The sequence below is a fragment of the Streptomyces sp. NPDC101152 genome (assembly GCF_044768275.1).
Taxonomy (GTDB): Bacteria; Actinomycetota; Actinomycetes; order Streptomycetales; family Streptomycetaceae; genus Streptomyces.
In genome coordinates this window covers 85623-103461 of sequence record NZ_JBIWPO010000016.1, presented here as the reverse complement: position 1 = coordinate 103461, position 17839 = coordinate 85623, and the positions used below count along the sequence as shown (strand labels likewise).

Here is a 17839-nt window from a genome sequence, read left to right as displayed (position 1 = left end):
GTGGACTAGTCGCTCTCTTCAGTGCGGTGCTCGAAGGGCTCGCGGTCGGCGGGCGCGGCTACCTCCGGGGCGGTCTCCGTGCCGGACTCCTCCGCGGCCTCGCGTCCGGCGGTGGCGAAGGCGGCCAGGCCGGCGAACGAGGCGTCCGGGGGTACGGCCGGAACGGCGGTCTCCTCGGTCCGCTCCAGGCGTTCGGCCGGCTCGTGCCGCACCGTCTCGTTCCGCTTGCTGCGGCGCCGGGGCAGTCCGCCGGGCGTGGTGTCCACCGCCTCGGCCGGCTCCTCCACCGGCTCGACGGTCGTGTCCGTGGACACCGCGGCGGCGGCCGTCCGCACCGCCGGGGCGGTGGCGGTGACCGCGGCGGCCGTACCGGTCGTGCCGGTCGCGGGCAGCGGGCTGAAGTACTTGTGCGGGACCACCAGCACCACCGAGGTACCGAGCCAGGGCGAGTCCGCGAAGGTGACGCGGATGCCGTAGCGGCGGGCGAGGATACCGACCACGCGCAGGCCGATGCTGGCGTCCTCCGAGATGCCGCCGATGCCGGGGCCTGCCGCGGTGCCCGTCAGGGCCTCCTCGGCCTCGCGCTTCTTCTCCTCGCTCAGCCCCTTGCCGGAGTCCTGGATCTCGATGCCGACGCCGTTGGGCACCTCCTTGCCGGAGACGAGCACCGGTTCGGTGGGCGGCGAGTAGCGGGCCGCGTTGTCCAGCAGGTGCGCGAAGATCAGCGTGAGGTGGTCCACCAGGCCGCCGTCGACGCCGAGTTCGGGCAGATGCCGTACCTCCACCCGGTGGAAGTCCTTGATCCGGCCGATGCCGCCGCGCACCACGCTGAGCAGCCGCTGCGGTTCCTGCCACTGGCGTCCGGGCCGGTCCGAGCCGCCGAGCACGCCGATGCTCGCGGCGAGGGAGTCGGCGGGGCCGAGCTCCTGGTCGAGCTGCATCAGACCCCGGGCGACGGCCGGCAGCCTGCCGTGCTCGCCCTGCATCTCGTGCAGTCGGCCGCGCAGCTTGCTGGTCAGTACGTGGATGCGGTTGCCGAGGCTGATCACGGCCTGTTCGGCCGAGGTGGAGCGGTTGAACTCCTCCTCCACACCGATCAGGGCCGTTCGCAGCACCTTGCGCAGCTCGGCCTGCAGATCGGCGCTGACCTTGGCGCACTGCGTGGCGGCGGGCAGCAGGTCGTCGACGGCCTCACCGGCACGCAACTGGGCGAGCGCTTCCGGCAGTTGTTCGTCGGCGAGCCGGGCGACCGCGGCCTGCTGGTGCGCGAGCTGCTCCTGCCAGACCTCGGTCTGCTCGGCCAGCCGGGTCTCGTACGAGGCGGCCTGCTCGGCGATGCGGGCCTCGAAGGCGCGGGCCTGCTCGGCGAGTTGCGCCTTGTACGTCGAGCCCTGTTCTGCCAGCTGCGCCTCGTAGGCACCGGAGCGGTCGGTGAGCTGGGCCTCCAGGGCCGCGCGGTCGGAGCTGAACTTCCGCTCCAGCCCGGCCACATGCTGCTGCCACTGCTGGGAGTGCTCGGCCTGCGTGGTCCTGAACGAGCTCTCGGCCCGGCCCAGCTGGGTGCGGGTGCGGATGAGCAGTCGTACGCACACGGCGCTCGCGGCGGTCGCGGCGACGCCCGCGACACCGGCGGCTATGCGCTCCGAGCTCATGAAGGTGGCGGCAACCGTCCCGCCCCCTAAGGCCAGCGGCATCAGCCACCAGCTGTACCAGGCGACAGGGGCCCGCGCCGCCGGCGGCGGAGTGGCGAGTTCCATCTGCATCCTTACAAGCAACACGATCGAACGGAGGGAGTGTGCAAGGGGACCGCACGGATGACTACGCACCACGAGAGGACCGGACACGATCGCGTCAACTCGCAGCGCCGAACGGGAGCTTATCGGGTTTGAACCCGAAAGGATCAACCTCGGCCGTTCGACGGAAGTGAGGGTTCCGTCACGATCCGCCAGGAGCGTAGTTCATGGACACCTGTCCAGCTATAGTGGACACCTGTCTATGAAATGGAGTTCGGATGGAGACCGTCGCGAACGTGCTGGTCGGCGCCGTGGCGCTGCTGCACGCGTACATCCTGGTGATGGAGATGTTCCTGTGGCAGAAGCCGCCGGGCCGTGCGCTGCACGGTTTCGACCGGGAGATGGCGCGGGCGACGGCGCCGATGGCCGCCAACCAGGGCCTCTACAACGGCTTTCTCGCGGCGGGCCTGGTGTGGGGCCTGATCGCCGCGGACCCGACGGGTTACCGCGCCCAGGTGTTCTTCCTGTCCTGCGTGGTCGTCGCGGGCGTCTACGGGGCCGCCACCGCCAACCGCCGCATCCTGTTCGCGCAGGCACTGCCCGGCGCGCTCGCCCTGGCCGCCGTCCTGATCGCGCGGTGACCCGCCCCGCCCCGGAGGACCCCCGCGCCGCGCGCACCCGGCAGCGTTTGCGGGAGGCCCTGCTCGTGGAGTGCGCCGAACGCCCGCTCGCCGAGGTGGGCGTGGCGGCCCTGGTGCGCCGGGCCGGGGTCGGCCGGGCCACCTTCTACGTGCACTACGCCGACCTGGAGGCCCTGGCGGTCGACGCGTGCGCGGACGTCGTACGGGAGGCCGTCGAGGCCCTGCACTCCTGGACGGGCCGCCCGGACCCGGTCCACGCGCCGCCCGCGCTCGCGGAGTTCTTCGCCTCGCTGACCCCGCACGCGGGTCTGTACCGGGAGTTGCTGACGCCGGGCGGCGGCGGTCCCCTGGGCCGCGTCCTCCACCGGGACCTGCGCGCCTACAGCCTCCGTGAGCGGGTGCGGGCGGGCGCGGCGGACGCGCCCCTGGTCGCCTCGGCGGTGGCGGCCACCTTCGCCGGGGTGCTGGCGGACTGGCTGCACGGACTTCTGGAGGCCGGGGCCGCCCAGATCGCCGACGAGGTCTGGCAGTTGCTGGTCGCCCTGCACGCCAGCCGCTGAGACCGACGAGTGTCGCCAGTGCCGCGGCAGGCAACGTTTGCCGGTAAGGAGCGGCGTCGTGGGGGCCCCTCCCGCTCGAGCGAAGTCGAGAGTGGGGGAGCGTCCTCTCGGCGTGCCGGGCGGAATGCCCCGGTGATGGACCGGACGTACTCGGGGTTTCGGCCGGTGCGGCGCGAGGGCGTGCCGGGCGTCGCGACGGGGCGAACGTCGCCTGCCGCGGCACTGGATCAACGCGCCTGGTGGGCCGTCGCCTGGAACGTGCGCCGGTAGGCCTGCGGCGACACCCCGATCGTGGCGTGCAGGTGCTGGCGCAGGGAGGCACCGGTGGCGAAGCCGACCCGGCCGGCGATCTGGTCGACGGACAGGCCGCTGGACTCCAGCAGGTGCCGGGCGCGGGCCACGCGCTGCTGCACGATCCAGCGGCCGGGGCTCATCCCCACCTCCTCGTTGAAGCGGCGGGCGAAGGTGCGCAGGCTCATCCGGGCGTGCGCGGCGAGGTCGGCGAGGCCGAGCGGTTCCTCGAGGCGCTCCAGGGCCCACGCGCGCGTGGCGGCCGTACTCGCGGCGCCGCTCTCCGGCACGGGCTGCTCGATGTACTGGGCCTGGCCGCCGTCGCGGAACGGGGGGACGACACAGCGGCGGGCCACCGCGTTCGCCAGTTCGCTGCCGTGGTCGGTGCGCACGATGTGCAGGCACACGTCGACACCGGAGGCGGCGCCGGCGGAGGTGAGGATCCGGCCGTCGTCCACGAAGAGGACGTCGGGGTCGAGGTCGACCTGCGGGTGGCGGCGCCGGAACGCGTCGGTCACCTGCCAGTGCGTCGTCGCCCTCCGCCCGTCGAGCAGACCCGCCGCCGCGAGGACGAACGCGGCCGTGCAGATGGAGACGATCCGCGCGTCCGGGCGGATGCGGTCGAGCGCGGCGGCGACCTGCGCGGGCAGTTCGGCCGGGATGTCCGCGGGCGCCATGGAGGCGACCACGACCGTGTCCGCCGTCTCCAGGATCTCGGGGCCGTGCTCGACGCCGATCGTGAAGTCGGCGCAGGTGCGCACCGGCCGGCCGTCGACGCTGCACGTCAGGACCTCGTACCGGCCGTCGGCCGCGCCGAAGATCCGGCTGGGGATACCCAGCTCGAAGGGGTACACGCCGTCCAGGGCGAGCACCACCACCCGTTCCACCCGTTGTTCACCACGCATGGCATGATTCTATCGAACGTTGGCAATCATGCCATTTCCCTGGCAGGCGGAGCCCGGCAGGCTGGTTCACCATGAGCCATGTGAACACGATGCGAGCCATCAGCCAGGACGTCCTCGGCGGTCCCGAGGTGCTGAAGGCAGTGGAGCTGGAGCGGCCCGAGCCGCGGACGAACGAGGTGCTGGTGCGGGTGCGCGCGGCCGGCGTCAACCCGACCGACTGGAAGCACCGCGCGACCGGCGGTTTCCTCGGCGAGCCGCCCTTCGTACTGGGCTGGGACGTGTCCGGCGTGGTGGAGGCGGTCGGCGTGGGCGTGGCCCGCTTCCAGCCCGGCGACGAGGTCTTCGGCATGCTGTCCTACCCGTTCGGCCACGGCTCGCACGCCGAGTACGTCACCGGGCCGGCGCGCTGGTTCGCGCACAAGCCGGCCTCGGTCGACCACGTCCAGGCGGGTGCGCTGCCGCTGGTCTCGCTGACCGCCTGGCAGGCGCTGGTGGAGTACGGGAACGTGCGGCCGGGGCAGCGGGTGCTGATCCACGCGGCGGCCGGCGGGGTCGGGCACGTGGCGGCGCAGATCGCGAAGGCGCGCGGCGCGTACGTGATCGGCACGGCGAGCGCGGGCAAGCACGACTTCCTGCGCGCGATCGGCGTCGACGAGCCGATCGACTACCGGCAGACGGACTTCGCCGAGGTCGTGAAGGACGTCGACCTCGTCCTGGACACGATCGGCGGCGACACCTCGACGCGCTCGCTGCGGGTGCTGCGCCCGGGCGGGCTGGTGGTGTCGATCATCCCGGTGGGCTCGGACGACTTCCCCGAGGAGGCCGAGCGGCTCGGCGTCCGGGCGTTGCGGATGCTGGTGGACGCCTCGCACAGCGGCATGGCGGCGATCGCGGAGCTGGTGGAGGCGGGGAAGCTGCGCCCCACGATCGCCGGCACCTTCCCGCTGACCGACGCCGCCGAGGCACACAGGCTCGGCGGCACCGGCCGGACCACGGGGAAGCTGGTCCTGACGGTCGACTGATTCAGAACGTCGGCACGGTCAGAACGTCAGCACGGGCTTGATCGCCTTGCCCGCGCCCATGTCCCGCACCGCCTGGTCGATCTCCGCGAACGGATACGTGCTGATCAGGCGGTGCAGGGGCAGCCGCCCCTCCTTCACCAGGCGCACCAGGGACGGGATGAAGGACTGGGTCTCGGCGTCACCCAGGGTGAGGCCGACGACCTGCTTGCCGCCCAGCAGCCCGTTGACGTCCAGGGCGACCTCGGTACCGAAGGGCGGGGCTCCTACGACGACCAGGGTGCCGCGGGCGGCGAGCGCGTCGACACCCTGACGCAGGACGCCGACGTTGCCGGTGGTCTCGACGATGCCGTCGGCGCCCTGGCCGCCGGTGATCTCCACGAGCGCGTCGCCGAGATCCGTCTCGGCGGCGTTGACGGTGTGGGTGGCGCCGAGCTCCCGGGCCAGCGAGAGCCTTTCGCCCACCCGGTCGACGGCGACGATCCGGGTCGCGGGGGTGAGGGCGGCGGCCATGACGGCGGACAGGCCGACGGCGCCGGCGCCCAGGACGACGACCGTGCTGCCCGTCACCGGCTTCAGCACGTTCCAGACGGCACCCACACCGGTCTGCACACCGCAGCCCAGCGGGGCGATCGACTCCAGCGGGACGTCCGCGTCGACCTTCACCAGGCTGCGCTCGTCCACCAGCGCCCGCTCGGCGAAGGAGGACTGGCCGAAGAAGTGGCCGCCGAGCGGCTGCCCGTCCCGGCTGATGGTGCTGCTGCCGTCGGCGCGGCGGCCGCCGATCAGGTTCAGCGGCAGCCAGGTCGCGCAGTACGCGGGGTGGCCGCCGTTGCAGTTGCGGCACTCGCCGCAGGAGGTGAAGGACAGCACGACGTGGTCACCGGGGGCCACGCCGGTGACCGCGGAACCCACGGCCTCGACGACGCCGGCGCCCTCGTGGCCGAGCACGCCGGGCAGCGGGAAGGGCAGCCCGCCGCTCGCCACGCCGAGGTCGGTGTGGCACAGGCCGGTCGCCACCAGGCGGACCAGCGCCTCGTGGGGTCCGGGCTCGTCGAGCTCGACCTCGGCGAGAGTGAACGGCGCCCCGCCGGACTCGACTACCGCGGCACGGGTGGAGATGGACATCGCGGGAACTCCCTTTGCTGGTGTGCGCGTTCGGCGGTTCAGTCGAGCGAGACGACGACGGACTTGACCTTGGTGTAGGCGGCGAGTGCCTCGTGCCCGTACTCGCGGCCGAAGCCGGAGTCCTTGACGCCGCCGAAGGGCACCGCGGGGTCGAGCATGGCCCAGTCGTTGACCCAGACGATGCCGGCCTGGAGGCGGTCGGCGATGCGGTGGGCGCGGGCGAGGTTCTGGGTCTGGACGCCGGATGCGAGGCCGTAGGGCGTGGAGTTGGCGAGCTGGATCGCCTCGTCCTCGGTGTCGAAGGGCTGCACGGTCAGGACGGGACCGAAGATCTCCTCCTGGACGACCCGGGAGTCGTTGGCTAGGTCGGCGATGACGGTCGGCTTGTAGTAGTAGCCGCCGTCGAGGTCGAGGCGTTCGCCGCCGCAGACGACGCGGCCGCCCTCCTTGCGGGCCAGGTCGACGTACTCCTCGACCTTCTTCAGGTGCTTCTCCCCCGCCATCGGTCCGACGACGGTCTCGGGCTGCCGCGGGTCCCCGACCGGGACGCCGGGCACCGCGTCGGCGAGGATGCCGAGCACGGTGGCGTAGACCGGGCGGGCGACGAGCAGCCGCGGGCCGCCCATGCAGAACTGGCCGGTGTTGAAGACGAACGCCTTGATGATCGCGCCGACGGCCTTCTCCAGGTCGGCGTCCTCGAAGACGATGTGGGCCGCGTTGCCGCCCAGCTCCATGGTGACGGGCTTGAGGGCCTCGCCGGCCACGCTCGCCACATGGCGGCCGATGGCGGTGGAGCCGGTGAAGGCGACCTTGTCGATCCCGCGGTGGCGCAGCAGCGCCTCGCCGGCCACCGGGCCGGTGCCGGTGACCACGTTGAGCACGCCGTCGGGGACGCCGGCCTTCTGGAACAGCCGGGCCATGTACAGGGCGCTGAGCGGGGTCTCGTCGGCCGGCTTGTGCACGACGGTGTTGCCGGCCGCGAGCGCGGGGCCGATCTTGGAGCCGGCCAGGATCAGCGGGAAGTTGAACGGGGTGATCGCGGCGACCACGCCGAGCGCCTCGCGCCTGGTGTACGCGAGGGCGTTCATCGGAGTGTCGCGTACGGAGCCGTCCAGGGAGTGGGCGAGGGCGGCGAAGTGCTCGTAGTCGTTGGCCGCGTTCGTGATGTCCACGGCGTGGCACAGCGAGATGGGCTTGCCGACGTCCAGACTCTCCAGCCGTGCCAGTTCGTCGGCGTTCTCGCGGATCAGCTCGGCGATCCGGTGGAGGATCCTGCCGCGCTCGCGACCGCTCAGCCCGGACCAGGTCCCGCTGTCGAAGGCCTCGCGGGCGGCCCGCACCGCCGCGTCCACGTCGGCGGCGCCCGCCTCGGCGACGGTGGTGACGACCGCGCCCCGGGACGGGTCGACCACCTCGGTGCGCGCTCCGTCGGCGGCGTCGCGCCACTGTCCGCCGATGAACAGCCGTCCGGGTTCGATCTCGAAGGTGGTCATCGCCACTCCTCAGCCTCTTCTCAGCTTCTTCGCCAAGATTTCAACCAACAGGATTCCTGTTGGTTCGCAGTTTCATTACAGACAGGTTTCCTGTCAATGCTCTAGGCTGAACTCATGCTCGACTCCCAGGCTACGAAGACTCCTCCGTCCCTGCTCTACATGGTCAAGCAGGTGGAGCTCGTGGTGCGCTCCCACCTGGACGAGCTGGTCAAGCCGTCCGGGATCACCGCACTGCAGTACACCGCGCTGACCGTCCTGGAGCGGCACGACGGACTGTCGGCCGCGCAGCTTGCCCGGGACTCCTTCGTCACCGCCCAGTCCATCGCCGACCTCGTACGGTCACTGGAGAACCGCGGCCTCGTGCGCCGGGAGCGCAACCCGAACAGCCGCCGGGAACTGCTCATCCTGCTGACCGACACGGGCCGTGAGCTGCTCGCCCAACACGCATGCCAGGTAAGGGAGTTGGAGGAGCGGATGGTCCGGGACCTCACGGCGCACCAGACCGAGCAGTTCCGCGAGGCGCTGTCCAGAGCCTGGCACGCCCTGTCCTAGCCGGCTCGGGCGTACGCCGGCGCAATCCTTCTCGCAATTCGAAGACATATGTCAATCGAACATGCTCAAATTCACTCGTTCGAGGGTAACTTGCAGGGCGGGGAACGGAAGTGCGCCCGCCTGGTACCCGGGCGCACAACCAGGAGCAGGTCGGAGGCGATGTCGTCGTGCAGCAGGATCCTGCGCCGCTCACCCGGCATCTGCGCGTCCACCAGGACCGGGGCCACACGGTGCTGGAGTTCCGGGGCGAGATCGACATCGCGGCCGCCGTGGAGATCGCTCCGTATCTGGACCGGGTGACGGCGCGCCCCGAGGTGCGGCTGGTGATCGACCTGGGTCACATCGAGTTCTTCGACTGCTCCGGGCTGCGCCTGCTGTACCGGGCCCGCAGTCGCACCCTCGACCAGGACGGCGAGCTGCGGCTCGTGTGCACCCACCCGCTCGCCCTGCGGATCATGCGGGTCACCGGGCTGTCCCGGCTACTGCCCGCCCATCCGACCCTGGACGCGGCTCTGGGCCAGCCGGAGGCCACCTCCGGGACCTTATGAGGCTCTCTATTCGCTGCGCGGAGCATCGAACAGAGCGCTGACGGACTCGCCGTTGTGGATGCGGCGCACGGCCTCGGCCAGCGCGGGGGCGACGGTCAGGATCCGCAGCTTCTCGGTGCGCTCCTCCACGGGGACCGGCACGGTGTTGGTGCACACGATCTCCAGGACGTCCGGCTGCTCGCCGATACGTTTCAGCGCACCCGCCGCGAACAGTCCGTGCGTGCAGGCGACCCGGATCGAGCGGGGCTCCAACTCCCGCAGACGGTCCAGGAGTTCGAGCACGGTGCTGCCCTTGGCGATCTCGTCGTCCAGGACGATGACGTCCCGGCCGGTGACCTCGCCGATCACCGAGCTGATGGACACCCGGTCGTCGGCGTACCGCTGCTTGGCGCCCGCCGCCACCTGGGCGCCGATCATCCGGGCGAAGGCGGCCGCCTCCTTGGCGTTGCCGAGGTCGGGCGAGACGACCGTGGTGCGGCTCAGGTCGTAGTGCCGGAAGTGCGCGGCCAGCTCCCGCCGGGCGTGCAGGTGGTCGACCGGCACCGAGAAGAAGCCGTGCACCTGCGGTGAGTGCAGGGTCATGGTCAGCACGCGGCTCGCGCCCGCCGCCACCATCAGGTCGGCGACGAGCCGGCCGCCGAGGGAGATGCGCGGCGCGTCCTTCTTGTCGGAGCGGGCGTAGGAATAGTGCGGCATCACGACGCTGATGCGGGCGGCCGAGGCGCCGCGGGCCGCGTCGCACATCAGCAGCAGCTCCACCAGGTTCTCCTGGACCGGCCTGACCAGCGGCTGGATGAGGAAGACGTCCCGCTCGCGGCAGTTGGCCTGCAACTGCACCTCCAGGCAGTCGTTGGCGAAGCGGCTGACGCGAGTCGGGCTCAGCGGCACACCCAGATGCGCGCAGACCTCGGCGGCGAGTTCGGGGTGGGCGCTGCCGCTGAACACGGAGATGTCTCGCACGATCCACTCCTCGGATGATCACGGCCGGGGTCGGCCTCATGCTACGGGCCCGGGTACGGGCCGGAAATCCGGTTGCGGCCCACCCCCGGCCGCGCGCCATCATGTCGCCGTCCGTGTTCCCTCACGTCAGGATTCCTCGCATGCGCCGACTCCTCGGAATCAACCAGCGCCCCCACCGGCCCACGGTTCTCGAGGACTCGACCCCGCATGCACACCCTGAACATCGGCATTCTGGCCCACGTCGACGCCGGTAAGACCAGCCTCACCGAGCGGCTGCTGTTCGACCACGGCGCGATCGACCGGCTCGGCAGCGTCGACGCCGGTGACACCCGGACGGACGACGGGCGGATCGAGCGGCAGCGCGGCATCACCATCCGCTCCGCCGTCGCCGCCTTCACCGTCGGCGACACCCAGGTCAACCTGATCGACACCCCCGGCCACTCCGACTTCATCGCCGAGGTGGAGCGCGCCCTCGAGGTGCTCGACGGCGCGGTGCTTCTGCTGTCCGCCGTGGAGGGCGTGCAGGCGCAGACGCGGGTGCTGATGAGGACGCTGCGGCGGCTGCGGCTGCCCACGCTGGTCTTCGTCAACAAGATCGACCGGGCGGGCGCCCGCGCCGAGGGCCTGCTCGCCGACATCGGGCGCAAGCTCACACCGTGCGTCGCCCCGCTCACGGAGGTGTCGGGCATCGGCACCGCCGACGCCCGGGTGACGCTCCGCCCGGCGGCGGACCCCGAGCTGGCCGAGGCGCTCGCCGAGGTCGACCCGGACATCCTCGCGGCGCTCGTCGACGGCCCGGAGCCCACGCCGGACGACCTGCGCGAGGCCCTGGCCGCGCGCACCGCCGACGGCTCCTTCCACCCGGTGCTCTTCGGCTCGGCCCTCGGCGGGCAGGGCGTCGCCGGGCTCGTGGAGACTGTCGTCCGCCTGATTCCGCCGGCGCCCACTCCGGAGGGCACCGAGCCGCGCGGCACGGTGTTCGCCGTACGGCCCGCAGCGGGCGGCGGGCGGACGGCGTATCTGCGGTTGCACGACGGTGAGGTGACGGAGCGTCAGCGGCTGACGTTTCTGCGGCGGGAGGCCGACGGCCGGACCACCGAGGTCGCCGGACGCGTGAACGGCCTGGAGGTGATCGGCCGCGAAGGCCCCCTCACCGCGGGCAACATCGCGGCAGTCGGCGGCCTGGTTGGCGTGCGGGTCGGCGACCGGCTCGGTGAACTCACCGACCGCACCCCGCAGTTCGCGCCGCCGACGCTGCAGACCGTGGTCCGGGCCCGCCGTCCCGGGCAGGCGGCGCCCCTGCGCAGGGCCTTGCTCGCCCTCGCCGACCAGGACCCGCTGATCCACGCCCGCCCGGCGCCCGCCGGGGCCACCGCGCTGCTCCTGTACGGCGAGGTCCAGATGGAGGTGATCGCGGCGACGCTCGCCGATGACTTCGGCGTCGAGGCGGACTTCGAGCCGGGCCGGGTGCGCTTCCTGGAGCGCCCGCGGGGTGTCGGCGAGGCCGGCGCCGACATGCCGTGGCACCTGGGCACCCGCCGCTGGGCGACCATCGGACTGCGCGTGGAACCGGGACCGCGGGACTCCGGCGGGGTGTTCACGTACGAGACGGAACTCGGCGCGCTGCCCCGCGCTTTCCACCAGGCGATCGAGGACACGGTGCACACGAGCATGCTGACCGGGCTGACCGGCGCACCGGTGACGGACTACCGGGTGACGCTGACCCGCTCCGGCTACTGCGCGCCGATCAGCACGGCGGCCGACTTCCGCGGCCTCACCCCCCTCGTGCTGCGCCGCGCGCTGGAGGAGGCCCGGACGCGGCTGTACGAGCCGTACCACGCGTTCGAGACGGAGGTGCCGCTCGATGCGCTCGCCCCGGTGACCGGTGAACTCGCCGCCCGTGGCGCGGAGTTCACCGGCACCACCGCCGGGCCGTCCTCCTGGCTGATCACCGGCGAGCTGCCGGCCCGCCGGGTGCGCGAGGTCGAGCTACGGCTGCCGGGCCTCACCCACGGCGAGGGGGTGTGGTGGTCCCGCCCGTCGGGCGACCGGGAACTGCGGCCGCAGTAGGTCCGGACGGAACCGGTTCACCACGACACCGGCAGGGTGCGGGGGCTCCGCGTCATCTGGCCCTCCCGCCAGTCGATCGCGTCCGGGGTGAACTCGGCGCGCAGAGCGGGGAAGCGGGAGGCGAGGCGGTTGAGGGCCAGGCCGAGTTCCAGGCGGGCGAGCCAGGCGCCCAGGCAGTGGTGGGGCCCGGCCCCGAAGACGACCGTCGGCGCGGCCAGCGGGGTGAACGGGTCCGGCGGGCCGGGCGGGAAGACGTCGGGGTCGCGGCTGGCGGAATTGGTCTGCACGGCGACCACGCTGCCCGCCGGGATGGTGACGCCGCCGACCTCGGTGTCCTCGACGGCGCGGCGGAGCAGACCGGGCAGGACGCGTCCCTCGCTGAGCGGGACGGCCCGCAGCAACTGCTCGGCGGCCGTGGCGGCCGTCTCCTCGTCCACGGCGAGGCCGGGGTAGACGTCCCGGCGGTCGGTGAGGAGGTAGACGACGAGGTTGCCGAGCGCCGTCATGGTGGTCTCGTGCCCGGCGACGACGAGGCCGCACACCAGGCGCACCAGTTGCCGCTCGTCGATGCCGAGGCTGTCGCCCGCCGTCACCAGGCCGCTGACCAGGTCGTCGTCGGGAGCCTTGCGCCGCTCCGCGACCAGATCGGCGCCGAAGCTCCGGAACTCGGCCATGGCGGCGAGGACTTCCTCCCGCGGGTGCGCGCCGCCCGACAGGGCGTGGTCGGCCCAGTGGCGGATGCGTTCGCGGTCGAGGTGGTCGAGGCCCATCAGCCGGCAGATCACCGCCACGGGCAGCGGTCGGGTGAACCCCTCGATGATGTCGGCCGGTCGCTCCCGAGCGGCGAAGTCGTCCAGGAGGCCGTCGACCACCGAGGCCACCCAGGGCCGCCACCGGGCGATCGCGCGGGGCGTGAACGCCCGCTGCACGGTTCCGCGCAGCCGCTGGTGTGCCTCGCCGTCGAGGTTGACCATGCCGTTCGGATCGTCCAGCAGGTTCGGCACGACGAGCAGCGGCGGAGCGTCCTGGGCATGCAGGGAGCTCCTGTTGAAGCGGTGGTCCATGAGCACCTGGCGGACATCGGCGTAGCGGGTCACGAGCCACACCGGGGTGCCGGTGGCGAGGGCGGTGGGACGGGGCGGTCCGGGCTCGGGCAGGTCGATGCGGTGCATGGGGCAGCGGGAGCGCGACGTGCTGTCTGTACTCATCCGGGACTCCAGGGGCGCCGGTACGGACAGTTCTCCCACGCTAGTGCGCCCGGTCCGCCTCCACCAGAGGTATCGATCGGCCAACGACACGGTCTGCCAAGGGATTTGGCGGGCATGCGTGGAGGGAGTGAGGAAGGAGGGCCGTCGCCATGACGACTCCCATCAGGCGCGTGTCCAGGCGGATGCCCGGCTGGGCGAAGGCGGTGAGCGCCGTCGTGCTGGTGCTCGTGGTGTTCTTCGCCGGGATCAGGCTGAGCGTGCTGCCCGGTCTCAAGGACCTGTTCGGGACCCAGACGCACGACCGCTCCGGTCCGGCCCTGCTGCAGTCCATCCAGGACATGAGCCGTTACGACGCCGCGTCCGGCAACTTCCAGGTCGTGGTGGACCTGGAGAAGGACTCCAAGTACCTGCCCGACGCGATCCGCGGCACCCGCACCCTGTACGTCGGGGCGGGCACCGTCGACGCGTACGTCGACCTCGGGAAGGTCGGCAAGGGCGACGTGACGGTCAACGGCGACCGCACGTCGGCCACGATCCGGCTGCCGCACGCGGCGCTCGGCAAGCCGGCCCTCGACCCGGACCGCTCCTACGCCGTGTCCAAGCAGCGCGGACTGCTCGACCGGATCGGCGACTTCTTCTCGGGCAACCCCGACAGCGAACAGGCCGTGCAGAAACTGGCGGTCCAGCACATCGGCGCGGCCGCCAAGGACAGTGGGCTGACCCGGCGTGCCGAGACCAACACCGTCGACATGCTCCAGGGCCTGCTGCGCTCCCTCGGCTTCAAGGAGGTGCACGTCTCCTACCGGAGCTGATCAGGCGCCCAGCACTCCCGGCAGCGCCAGCGCGCCGAGCAGTGCGGCCCCGACCAGCACCCATGCCACGTAGTCCCCCACGTGCCCGGACTGCAGGCGCCGCAGTGGCAGCGCCCAGTCCGGGACGGCGAGCAGCCTGGGGCGGGCGACGGCGAAGGCGGCCAGGGCCACGGCGAGCAGGGCGGAGAGCAGGCCGAGCAGCACCCCGGACCCGGTCCAGTCCACGGAGTTGACTACGCCGCCCGCCCCCGCCTCGTTGACGGAGCGCGCCACCACGTCGGCGAAGCCGGGGGCCACCCCCACAGCGAGGGCCGCGGCGACCAGTACGGCGGCGACCGTCGTCATGGTGTCCGGGACGCGGGTGATGCGGTGCCCGGTCTCCGGCTCCTCCCCGGAGCCGGTCGTCTCGAACTCGCTCTGGTCCGACGGGGTGGGTCCCAGACCGAGGAAGACCCGGGCGGCGACCCGCAGCACCGCCGCGCCGGTCACCGCGCTCGCCGCGACGTACAGGGCGGTGAGCGGGCCGCCCACGGCCTCCTCCGTGACGGCTTTGCCGAGCGCGGTGCCGAAGGGCGGCAGCCCGGCGAGGCCGAGCCCGCCGAGTGCGTACAGCACGCCGACGGCGCGCAGCTTGCGGGCGCGTCCGTGCAGCGCGTGTTCGTCGACGGAGCCGTACCGGTCGAGGAGGATGCCGGTGAGGGCGAACAGGGCGGCCTTCACGCCGGCGTGTCCGAGGACGTACAGCGCGACCCCGTCGTCGGCCTCGGGCTTCAGCACGCCGATGCCGATGAGGAAGAGCCCGGTGTGGGCGACCGTCGAGAAGGCGAGCAGCCGTTTGAGGTGCCGCTGGTGCCAGCACAGGACGGCACCGACCACGACCGTGAGCGCGCCGAGCACCACCAGGGCTCGCTCAAGGTCGTGGGGCGGGACGCCGCCGGGTCCGGCGAACACCGTGCCGTACACGCGCCAGACGCCGTAGGTGCCGAGTTCGACCATGACGCCGGACAGCAGCATGCACACGGGCGTGGGGGCTACCGCGTGCGCGTCCGGGAGCCAGAAGTGGAAGGGCGTGGCGGCGGCCTTGACCAGCAGCGCGGTCATGACCAGGACGAAGCCGGCGAGGGTCAGCGCGTCCGGGCCGCCGTGCGCGTCGAGACCGCGGCCGATCTGCGTCATGGCCAGCTGGCCGGTGCGGGCGTACAGCAGTCCGATGCCCATCAGCATGGCGTAGGCGCCGAGCGAGTTGACCACCGCGAAGGCCAACGCGCCCTGCACGGCCTTGGCCTCCTCGACCCGGGTGCCGGTCAGGGCGTAGGCGACCACGCTCATCAGCTCGAACCAGACGAACAGGTTGAACAGGTCGCCGGCGATCGCGAACCCGCTCATGCCGCCCTGGAACAGCAGCATCAGCGCCGGGAAGGAGCCCGCATGGCGGCGGGGCGGCTCGTCGAAGTAGTGCCAGGAGTACGCCAGCGCCGCCAGGGTCAGCAGCGAGGCGAGCGCGGCCATGCCGAGCCCCGGGCCGTCCCCGACCAGGACGATGCCGACGCTCTCGCCGTTCACCGGCGTCCAGCCGCCCACCCATTCCGTCATCGGCGGCGAGGAGTTGAGCAGCAGCACGATCGCGAGTGACGCCGTGCCGGCGCAGACCGCGCAGGCGACGGACTCCGCGACGACCCGGGGCAGGCGGCGGCCGACCGCGACCAGCAGGGCGGCCCCCAGCAGAGGCATGGCGGCGAGGAGGGGCAGCAGGTCGTTCATCAGCCGCGCAGCTCGGAGAGTTCGTCGGGGTCGACGGTGCCGTGGCGCTTGGCGATCTGCATGACGAGTGCGAGCAGCAGGGCGGTGACGGTGGCGCCCACGACGACGTCGGTGAGGGTGAGCGCCTGGACGACCGGGTCCACCACCGGGCGGGAGCCGGGCTTGAGGTCGGAGAAGACCGGCGCGGTGGCCTTGTCCCGGTAGCCGACGGCCAGCAGCAGCACGTAGGTGCCGGCCTGGCAGACGGACAGGCAGCCGATGGCGTGGATGAGGTTGCGGCTGGTGGCCAGGCCGTAACAGCCGGTCAGGAAGACCCACGCGGCCACCAGGTACGGCAGCACGTGCAGCACGGAGCTCATGTCCCGCTCTCCTCCTCGATCTCGACGGCCTGGTCCAGGAAACGGGCGAGCAGGACGACGACCGCGCAGGCGACCTCCATGCCGATGGCCGCGTTCAGCAGCGGCACGGTGCCGCCGGAGGACAGGGTGTTGAAGGTGCCGTACGGCAGCAGCGTGTTGGCAAGGAAGGCCGTGCCGCCGATGAGGCCGGCGATGCCGGTGACGAGGTAGGCGGAGGAGGCCAGCGCGTCGCCGACCTCGTACATGCCGACCGGGCGCACGCGTTCCAGGGCGGTGTAGTCGGCGCCGAGGTAGAGCAGGTGCAGGGCGGTGGCCGCGACGACGCCGCCCTGGAAGCCGCCGCCGGGGCTGAGCTGCCCGTGGGCGACGATGTACAGGCCGCTGAGCAGGGCGACGGGCAGGACGACGAGGGCATAGCGGCGCACCGGCCGGGCCACCTCGGCGGGTTGCGGACGGGCGCGGCGTTCGTCGCGGGTCTGCCGCAGCAGGACCACGCAGCCGAGCACGGCGGAGAACAGGATGGTCATCTCGCCGAGGGTGTCGAAGGCGCGCTGGTCGAAGTTGACGGAGGAGATGGTGTTGGCGGTGTGCCGGGCGAGGGAGGCGCGCACCGCCCGGTCGCCGTACGGGTGCCGGTCCCCGCCGAAGTGCGGCAGTTTCAGACAGGCGGCGACCAGCAGGACGGCCAGCCCCGCGCCACCGGTCATCAGGACCCACAGCCGGGCGCGCCGGGTCACCGCTGGTCCTCCTTCTCCTGGCCGCGCCGCCTGACCTTGCGGACGGTGAGCATCAGCAGCAGCGGGGTCAGGGCGGAGCCCACGGCGAGTTGGGACAGGCCGACGTCGGGTGCCTGCAGGACGGTGAACAGGACGGCGAGGACGACGCCGAGGACGGACAGCACGAGGGCCTGGCGCGTGGGGTCGCGGGTCAGCACGGCCGCGGTCGCGGAGACCGCGACCAGTACCAGCGCGACGACGATCATCGCGTCAGCCACCGCGGACCCCCCTGAACCCGCCGGACAGGGCGCGCGAGGCGAGGATGTTCCCGCTGATCAGCAGCACCCCGATCACCAGCAGTTTGACCATGGCCCGGCTCGGTCCGGTGGCCACGCACAGCGCGATCACGGCGGCGGCGCCGAGACCGGCGACCGTCCAGGTCGGTCCCCAGGCGCGGGGCGGGTCCTTCGCCAGTTCGTCGGCGAGCAGCCGCGCGAAGACGAGGGTGCCGACCGGGCCGAGCAGGGCGAGGACGAGGCCGAGGTCCACGTACGACGGCCGGTTGTAGGCCTGGGACAGGAGCAGCAGGCCCGGGCAGGCGAGGGCGGTGGACAGGTTCTGCGCCACGACCCGGCGGCGCAGCGGACCGGTGGCCACGCCCCACAGGGCGGTGCCCAGGCCGCCGGCGAGTCCGACGGTCGCGGCGATCAGCCAGCCGTTCACGAGCCGGTCACCGCCCGGCGCGCGGCCCGCGCGGCGAGGGCGCCCACGAAGGCGGCGCCCGCGCCGACCGCTCGTTCGAGGGTGTCGACCGTGCTGATGAGGACCAGCCACAGCAGAGCGAGGGCGAGCCACCAGGCCAGCAGTTCGGCGGTGGCGAGGAGCGCCGTACGCGGGGGCATGCGCCACCTCCTCGGGCTCGTACGCCTTCTGGCGAGATGTCCGGTCCGTCCTTCGCGGCATCCAAGCATCGCGGCGGGCGCCGCGGGTGGCGGCGCGCTCGGGTCACCGCCCGGAGTGCCCCGACAGCAGGAAGGAAAACCGCGCGGGTGTACGGCCACAACCCCGGCTGCGGCGGCATCC

General features: G+C 72.5%; 19 protein-coding genes. 7 read left to right on the top strand and 12 right to left on the bottom strand.

The genetic code is table 11. From position 1 onward, the window contains the following. Positions 1–5 precede the first annotated feature (5 nt). Positions 6–1757 carry an ATP-binding protein gene (locus tag ACIRVK_RS22170; RefSeq protein ID WP_404249542.1) on the bottom strand — a complete coding sequence of 584 codons (1752 nt, stop codon included), beginning with the start codon at positions 1755–1757 and terminating at the stop codon, positions 6–8. 254 nt (positions 1758–2011) lie between these two features. On the opposite strand from ACIRVK_RS22170, the gene ACIRVK_RS22165 reads away from it, so the two are divergent. Both ACIRVK_RS22165 and ACIRVK_RS22160 read left to right on the top strand, forming a co-directional pair. Beyond that, the gene (locus ACIRVK_RS22165; RefSeq protein WP_404249540.1) at positions 2012–2374 is read left to right on the top strand and encodes a DUF1304 domain-containing protein; all 363 of its coding nucleotides are present in this window, start codon (positions 2012–2014) and stop codon (positions 2372–2374) included. Further along, entirely contained in the window at positions 2371–2934 is a 564-nt protein-coding gene (locus tag ACIRVK_RS22160) for a TetR/AcrR family transcriptional regulator (RefSeq protein WP_404249538.1), read from the top strand. Before ACIRVK_RS22165 ends, ACIRVK_RS22160 begins: the two co-directional genes overlap by 4 nt. Before the next feature lie 227 nt (positions 2935–3161). Here the strand turns inward: ACIRVK_RS22160 and ACIRVK_RS22155 are convergent, their stop codons facing one another. Further along, a complete protein-coding gene (locus ACIRVK_RS22155; protein WP_404249536.1) occupies positions 3162–4130 on the bottom strand; it encodes a GlxA family transcriptional regulator in 969 nt (322 codons plus the stop codon). A gap of 71 nt (positions 4131–4201) precedes the next feature. On the opposite strand from ACIRVK_RS22155, the gene ACIRVK_RS22150 reads away from it, so the two are divergent. After that, a complete protein-coding gene (locus ACIRVK_RS22150) occupies positions 4202–5152 on the top strand; it encodes an NADP-dependent oxidoreductase (RefSeq protein ID WP_404249534.1) in 951 nt (316 codons plus the stop codon). Between the two features lie 18 nt (positions 5153–5170). Here the strand turns inward: ACIRVK_RS22150 and ACIRVK_RS22145 are convergent, their stop codons facing one another. Both ACIRVK_RS22145 and ACIRVK_RS22140 read right to left on the bottom strand, forming a co-directional pair. Further along, positions 5171–6277, bottom strand: coding sequence for an NAD(P)-dependent alcohol dehydrogenase (locus ACIRVK_RS22145; protein WP_404249532.1), 1107 nt, complete (start codon positions 6275–6277; stop codon positions 5171–5173). Between the two features lie 38 nt (positions 6278–6315). After that, entirely contained in the window at positions 6316–7770 is a 1455-nt protein-coding gene (locus tag ACIRVK_RS22140; protein ID WP_404249530.1) for an aldehyde dehydrogenase family protein, read from the bottom strand. Between the two features lie 114 nt (positions 7771–7884). On the opposite strand from ACIRVK_RS22140, the gene ACIRVK_RS22135 reads away from it, so the two are divergent. Both ACIRVK_RS22135 and ACIRVK_RS22130 read left to right on the top strand, forming a co-directional pair. After that, a complete protein-coding gene (locus ACIRVK_RS22135; protein WP_404249528.1) occupies positions 7885–8322 on the top strand; it encodes a MarR family winged helix-turn-helix transcriptional regulator in 438 nt (145 codons plus the stop codon). Positions 8323–8489: 167 nt separating this feature from the next. Then, complete coding sequence (locus ACIRVK_RS22130; RefSeq protein WP_404249663.1) at positions 8490–8870, top strand: anti-sigma factor antagonist; 381 nt, start codon at positions 8490–8492, stop codon at positions 8868–8870. Between the two features lie 6 nt (positions 8871–8876). On the opposite strand, the gene ACIRVK_RS22125 is transcribed toward ACIRVK_RS22130, so the two are convergent. Further along, entirely contained in the window at positions 8877–9830 is a 954-nt protein-coding gene (locus tag ACIRVK_RS22125) for a ribose-phosphate diphosphokinase (protein WP_404249526.1), read from the bottom strand. A 207-nt stretch (positions 9831–10037) separates the two neighbouring features. On the opposite strand from ACIRVK_RS22125, the gene otr(A) reads away from it, so the two are divergent. After that, entirely contained in the window at positions 10038–11900 is a 1863-nt protein-coding gene (otr(A), locus tag ACIRVK_RS22120) for a tetracycline resistance ribosomal protection protein Otr(A) (protein WP_404249525.1), read from the top strand. A 17-nt stretch (positions 11901–11917) separates the two neighbouring features. Here otr(A) and ACIRVK_RS22115 read toward each other — a convergent pair whose 3' ends face one another. Then, positions 11918–13108: a cytochrome P450 gene (locus ACIRVK_RS22115; protein ID WP_404249524.1), complete on the bottom strand. Its 1191-nt coding sequence runs from the start codon at positions 13106–13108 to the stop codon at positions 11918–11920. A 149-nt stretch (positions 13109–13257) separates the two neighbouring features. Here ACIRVK_RS22115 and ACIRVK_RS22110 point away from each other — a divergent pair, with 149 nt between their 5' ends. Next, entirely contained in the window at positions 13258–13920 is a 663-nt protein-coding gene (locus ACIRVK_RS22110) for a DUF4230 domain-containing protein (RefSeq protein WP_404249523.1), read from the top strand. Here the strand turns inward: ACIRVK_RS22110 and ACIRVK_RS22105 are convergent, their stop codons facing one another. Genes ACIRVK_RS22105 through ACIRVK_RS22080 form a run of 6 tightly spaced genes read right to left on the bottom strand, consistent with a single transcriptional unit; the run spans position 13921 to position 17658 of the window. Further along, positions 13921–15681, bottom strand: coding sequence for a complex I subunit 5 family protein (locus ACIRVK_RS22105; protein WP_404249522.1), 1761 nt, complete (start codon positions 15679–15681; stop codon positions 13921–13923). Then, a complete protein-coding gene (locus ACIRVK_RS22100; RefSeq protein ID WP_404249521.1) occupies positions 15681–16040 on the bottom strand; it encodes a sodium:proton antiporter in 360 nt (119 codons plus the stop codon). Before ACIRVK_RS22100 ends, ACIRVK_RS22105 begins: the two co-directional genes overlap by 1 nt. Further along, positions 16037–16777 carry an MnhB domain-containing protein gene (locus ACIRVK_RS22095; RefSeq protein WP_404249520.1) on the bottom strand — a complete coding sequence of 247 codons (741 nt, stop codon included), beginning with the start codon at positions 16775–16777 and terminating at the stop codon, positions 16037–16039. Before ACIRVK_RS22095 ends, ACIRVK_RS22100 begins: the two co-directional genes overlap by 4 nt. Continuing rightward, positions 16774–17034 carry a Na(+)/H(+) antiporter subunit B gene (locus tag ACIRVK_RS22090; RefSeq protein ID WP_404249519.1) on the bottom strand — a complete coding sequence of 87 codons (261 nt, stop codon included), beginning with the start codon at positions 17032–17034 and terminating at the stop codon, positions 16774–16776. The genes ACIRVK_RS22095 and ACIRVK_RS22090 overlap by 4 nt, the downstream gene beginning before the upstream one ends. After that, complete coding sequence (locus ACIRVK_RS22085; RefSeq protein WP_404249518.1) at positions 17027–17479, bottom strand: monovalent cation/H+ antiporter complex subunit F; 453 nt, start codon at positions 17477–17479, stop codon at positions 17027–17029. Before ACIRVK_RS22085 ends, ACIRVK_RS22090 begins: the two co-directional genes overlap by 8 nt. Further along, positions 17476–17658, bottom strand: coding sequence for a hypothetical protein (locus ACIRVK_RS22080; RefSeq protein ID WP_404249517.1), 183 nt, complete (start codon positions 17656–17658; stop codon positions 17476–17478). Before ACIRVK_RS22080 ends, ACIRVK_RS22085 begins: the two co-directional genes overlap by 4 nt. Between the last annotated feature and the right edge of the window lie 181 nt (positions 17659–17839).

What these genes read in the sequence shown, in the direction of transcription:
- ACIRVK_RS22080 (WP_404249517.1), bottom strand. Translation starts at nt 17,658, where the DNA reads ATGCCCCCGCGTACGGCGCTCCTCGCCACCGCCGAACTGCTGGCCTGG.
- ACIRVK_RS22170 (WP_404249542.1), bottom strand. Translation starts at nt 1,757, where the DNA reads ATGGAACTCGCCACTCCGCCGCCGGCGGCGCGGGCCCCTGTCGCCTGG.
- ACIRVK_RS22105 (WP_404249522.1), bottom strand. Translation starts at nt 15,681, where the DNA reads ATGAACGACCTGCTGCCCCTCCTCGCCGCCATGCCTCTGCTGGGGGCC.
- ACIRVK_RS22100 (WP_404249521.1), bottom strand. Translation starts at nt 16,040, where the DNA reads ATGAGCTCCGTGCTGCACGTGCTGCCGTACCTGGTGGCCGCGTGGGTC.
- ACIRVK_RS22115 (WP_404249524.1), bottom strand. Translation starts at nt 13,108, where the DNA reads ATGAGTACAGACAGCACGTCGCGCTCCCGCTGCCCCATGCACCGCATC.
- ACIRVK_RS22155 (WP_404249536.1), bottom strand. Translation starts at nt 4,130, where the DNA reads ATGCGTGGTGAACAACGGGTGGAACGGGTGGTGGTGCTCGCCCTGGAC.
- ACIRVK_RS22135 (WP_404249528.1), top strand. Translation starts at nt 7,885, where the DNA reads ATGCTCGACTCCCAGGCTACGAAGACTCCTCCGTCCCTGCTCTACATG.
- ACIRVK_RS22165 (WP_404249540.1), top strand. Translation starts at nt 2,012, where the DNA reads ATGGAGACCGTCGCGAACGTGCTGGTCGGCGCCGTGGCGCTGCTGCAC.
- ACIRVK_RS22145 (WP_404249532.1), bottom strand. Translation starts at nt 6,277, where the DNA reads ATGTCCATCTCCACCCGTGCCGCGGTAGTCGAGTCCGGCGGGGCGCCG.
- ACIRVK_RS22110 (WP_404249523.1), top strand. Translation starts at nt 13,258, where the DNA reads ATGACGACTCCCATCAGGCGCGTGTCCAGGCGGATGCCCGGCTGGGCG.
- ACIRVK_RS22150 (WP_404249534.1), top strand. Translation starts at nt 4,202, where the DNA reads ATGAGCCATGTGAACACGATGCGAGCCATCAGCCAGGACGTCCTCGGC.
- ACIRVK_RS22140 (WP_404249530.1), bottom strand. Translation starts at nt 7,770, where the DNA reads ATGACCACCTTCGAGATCGAACCCGGACGGCTGTTCATCGGCGGACAG.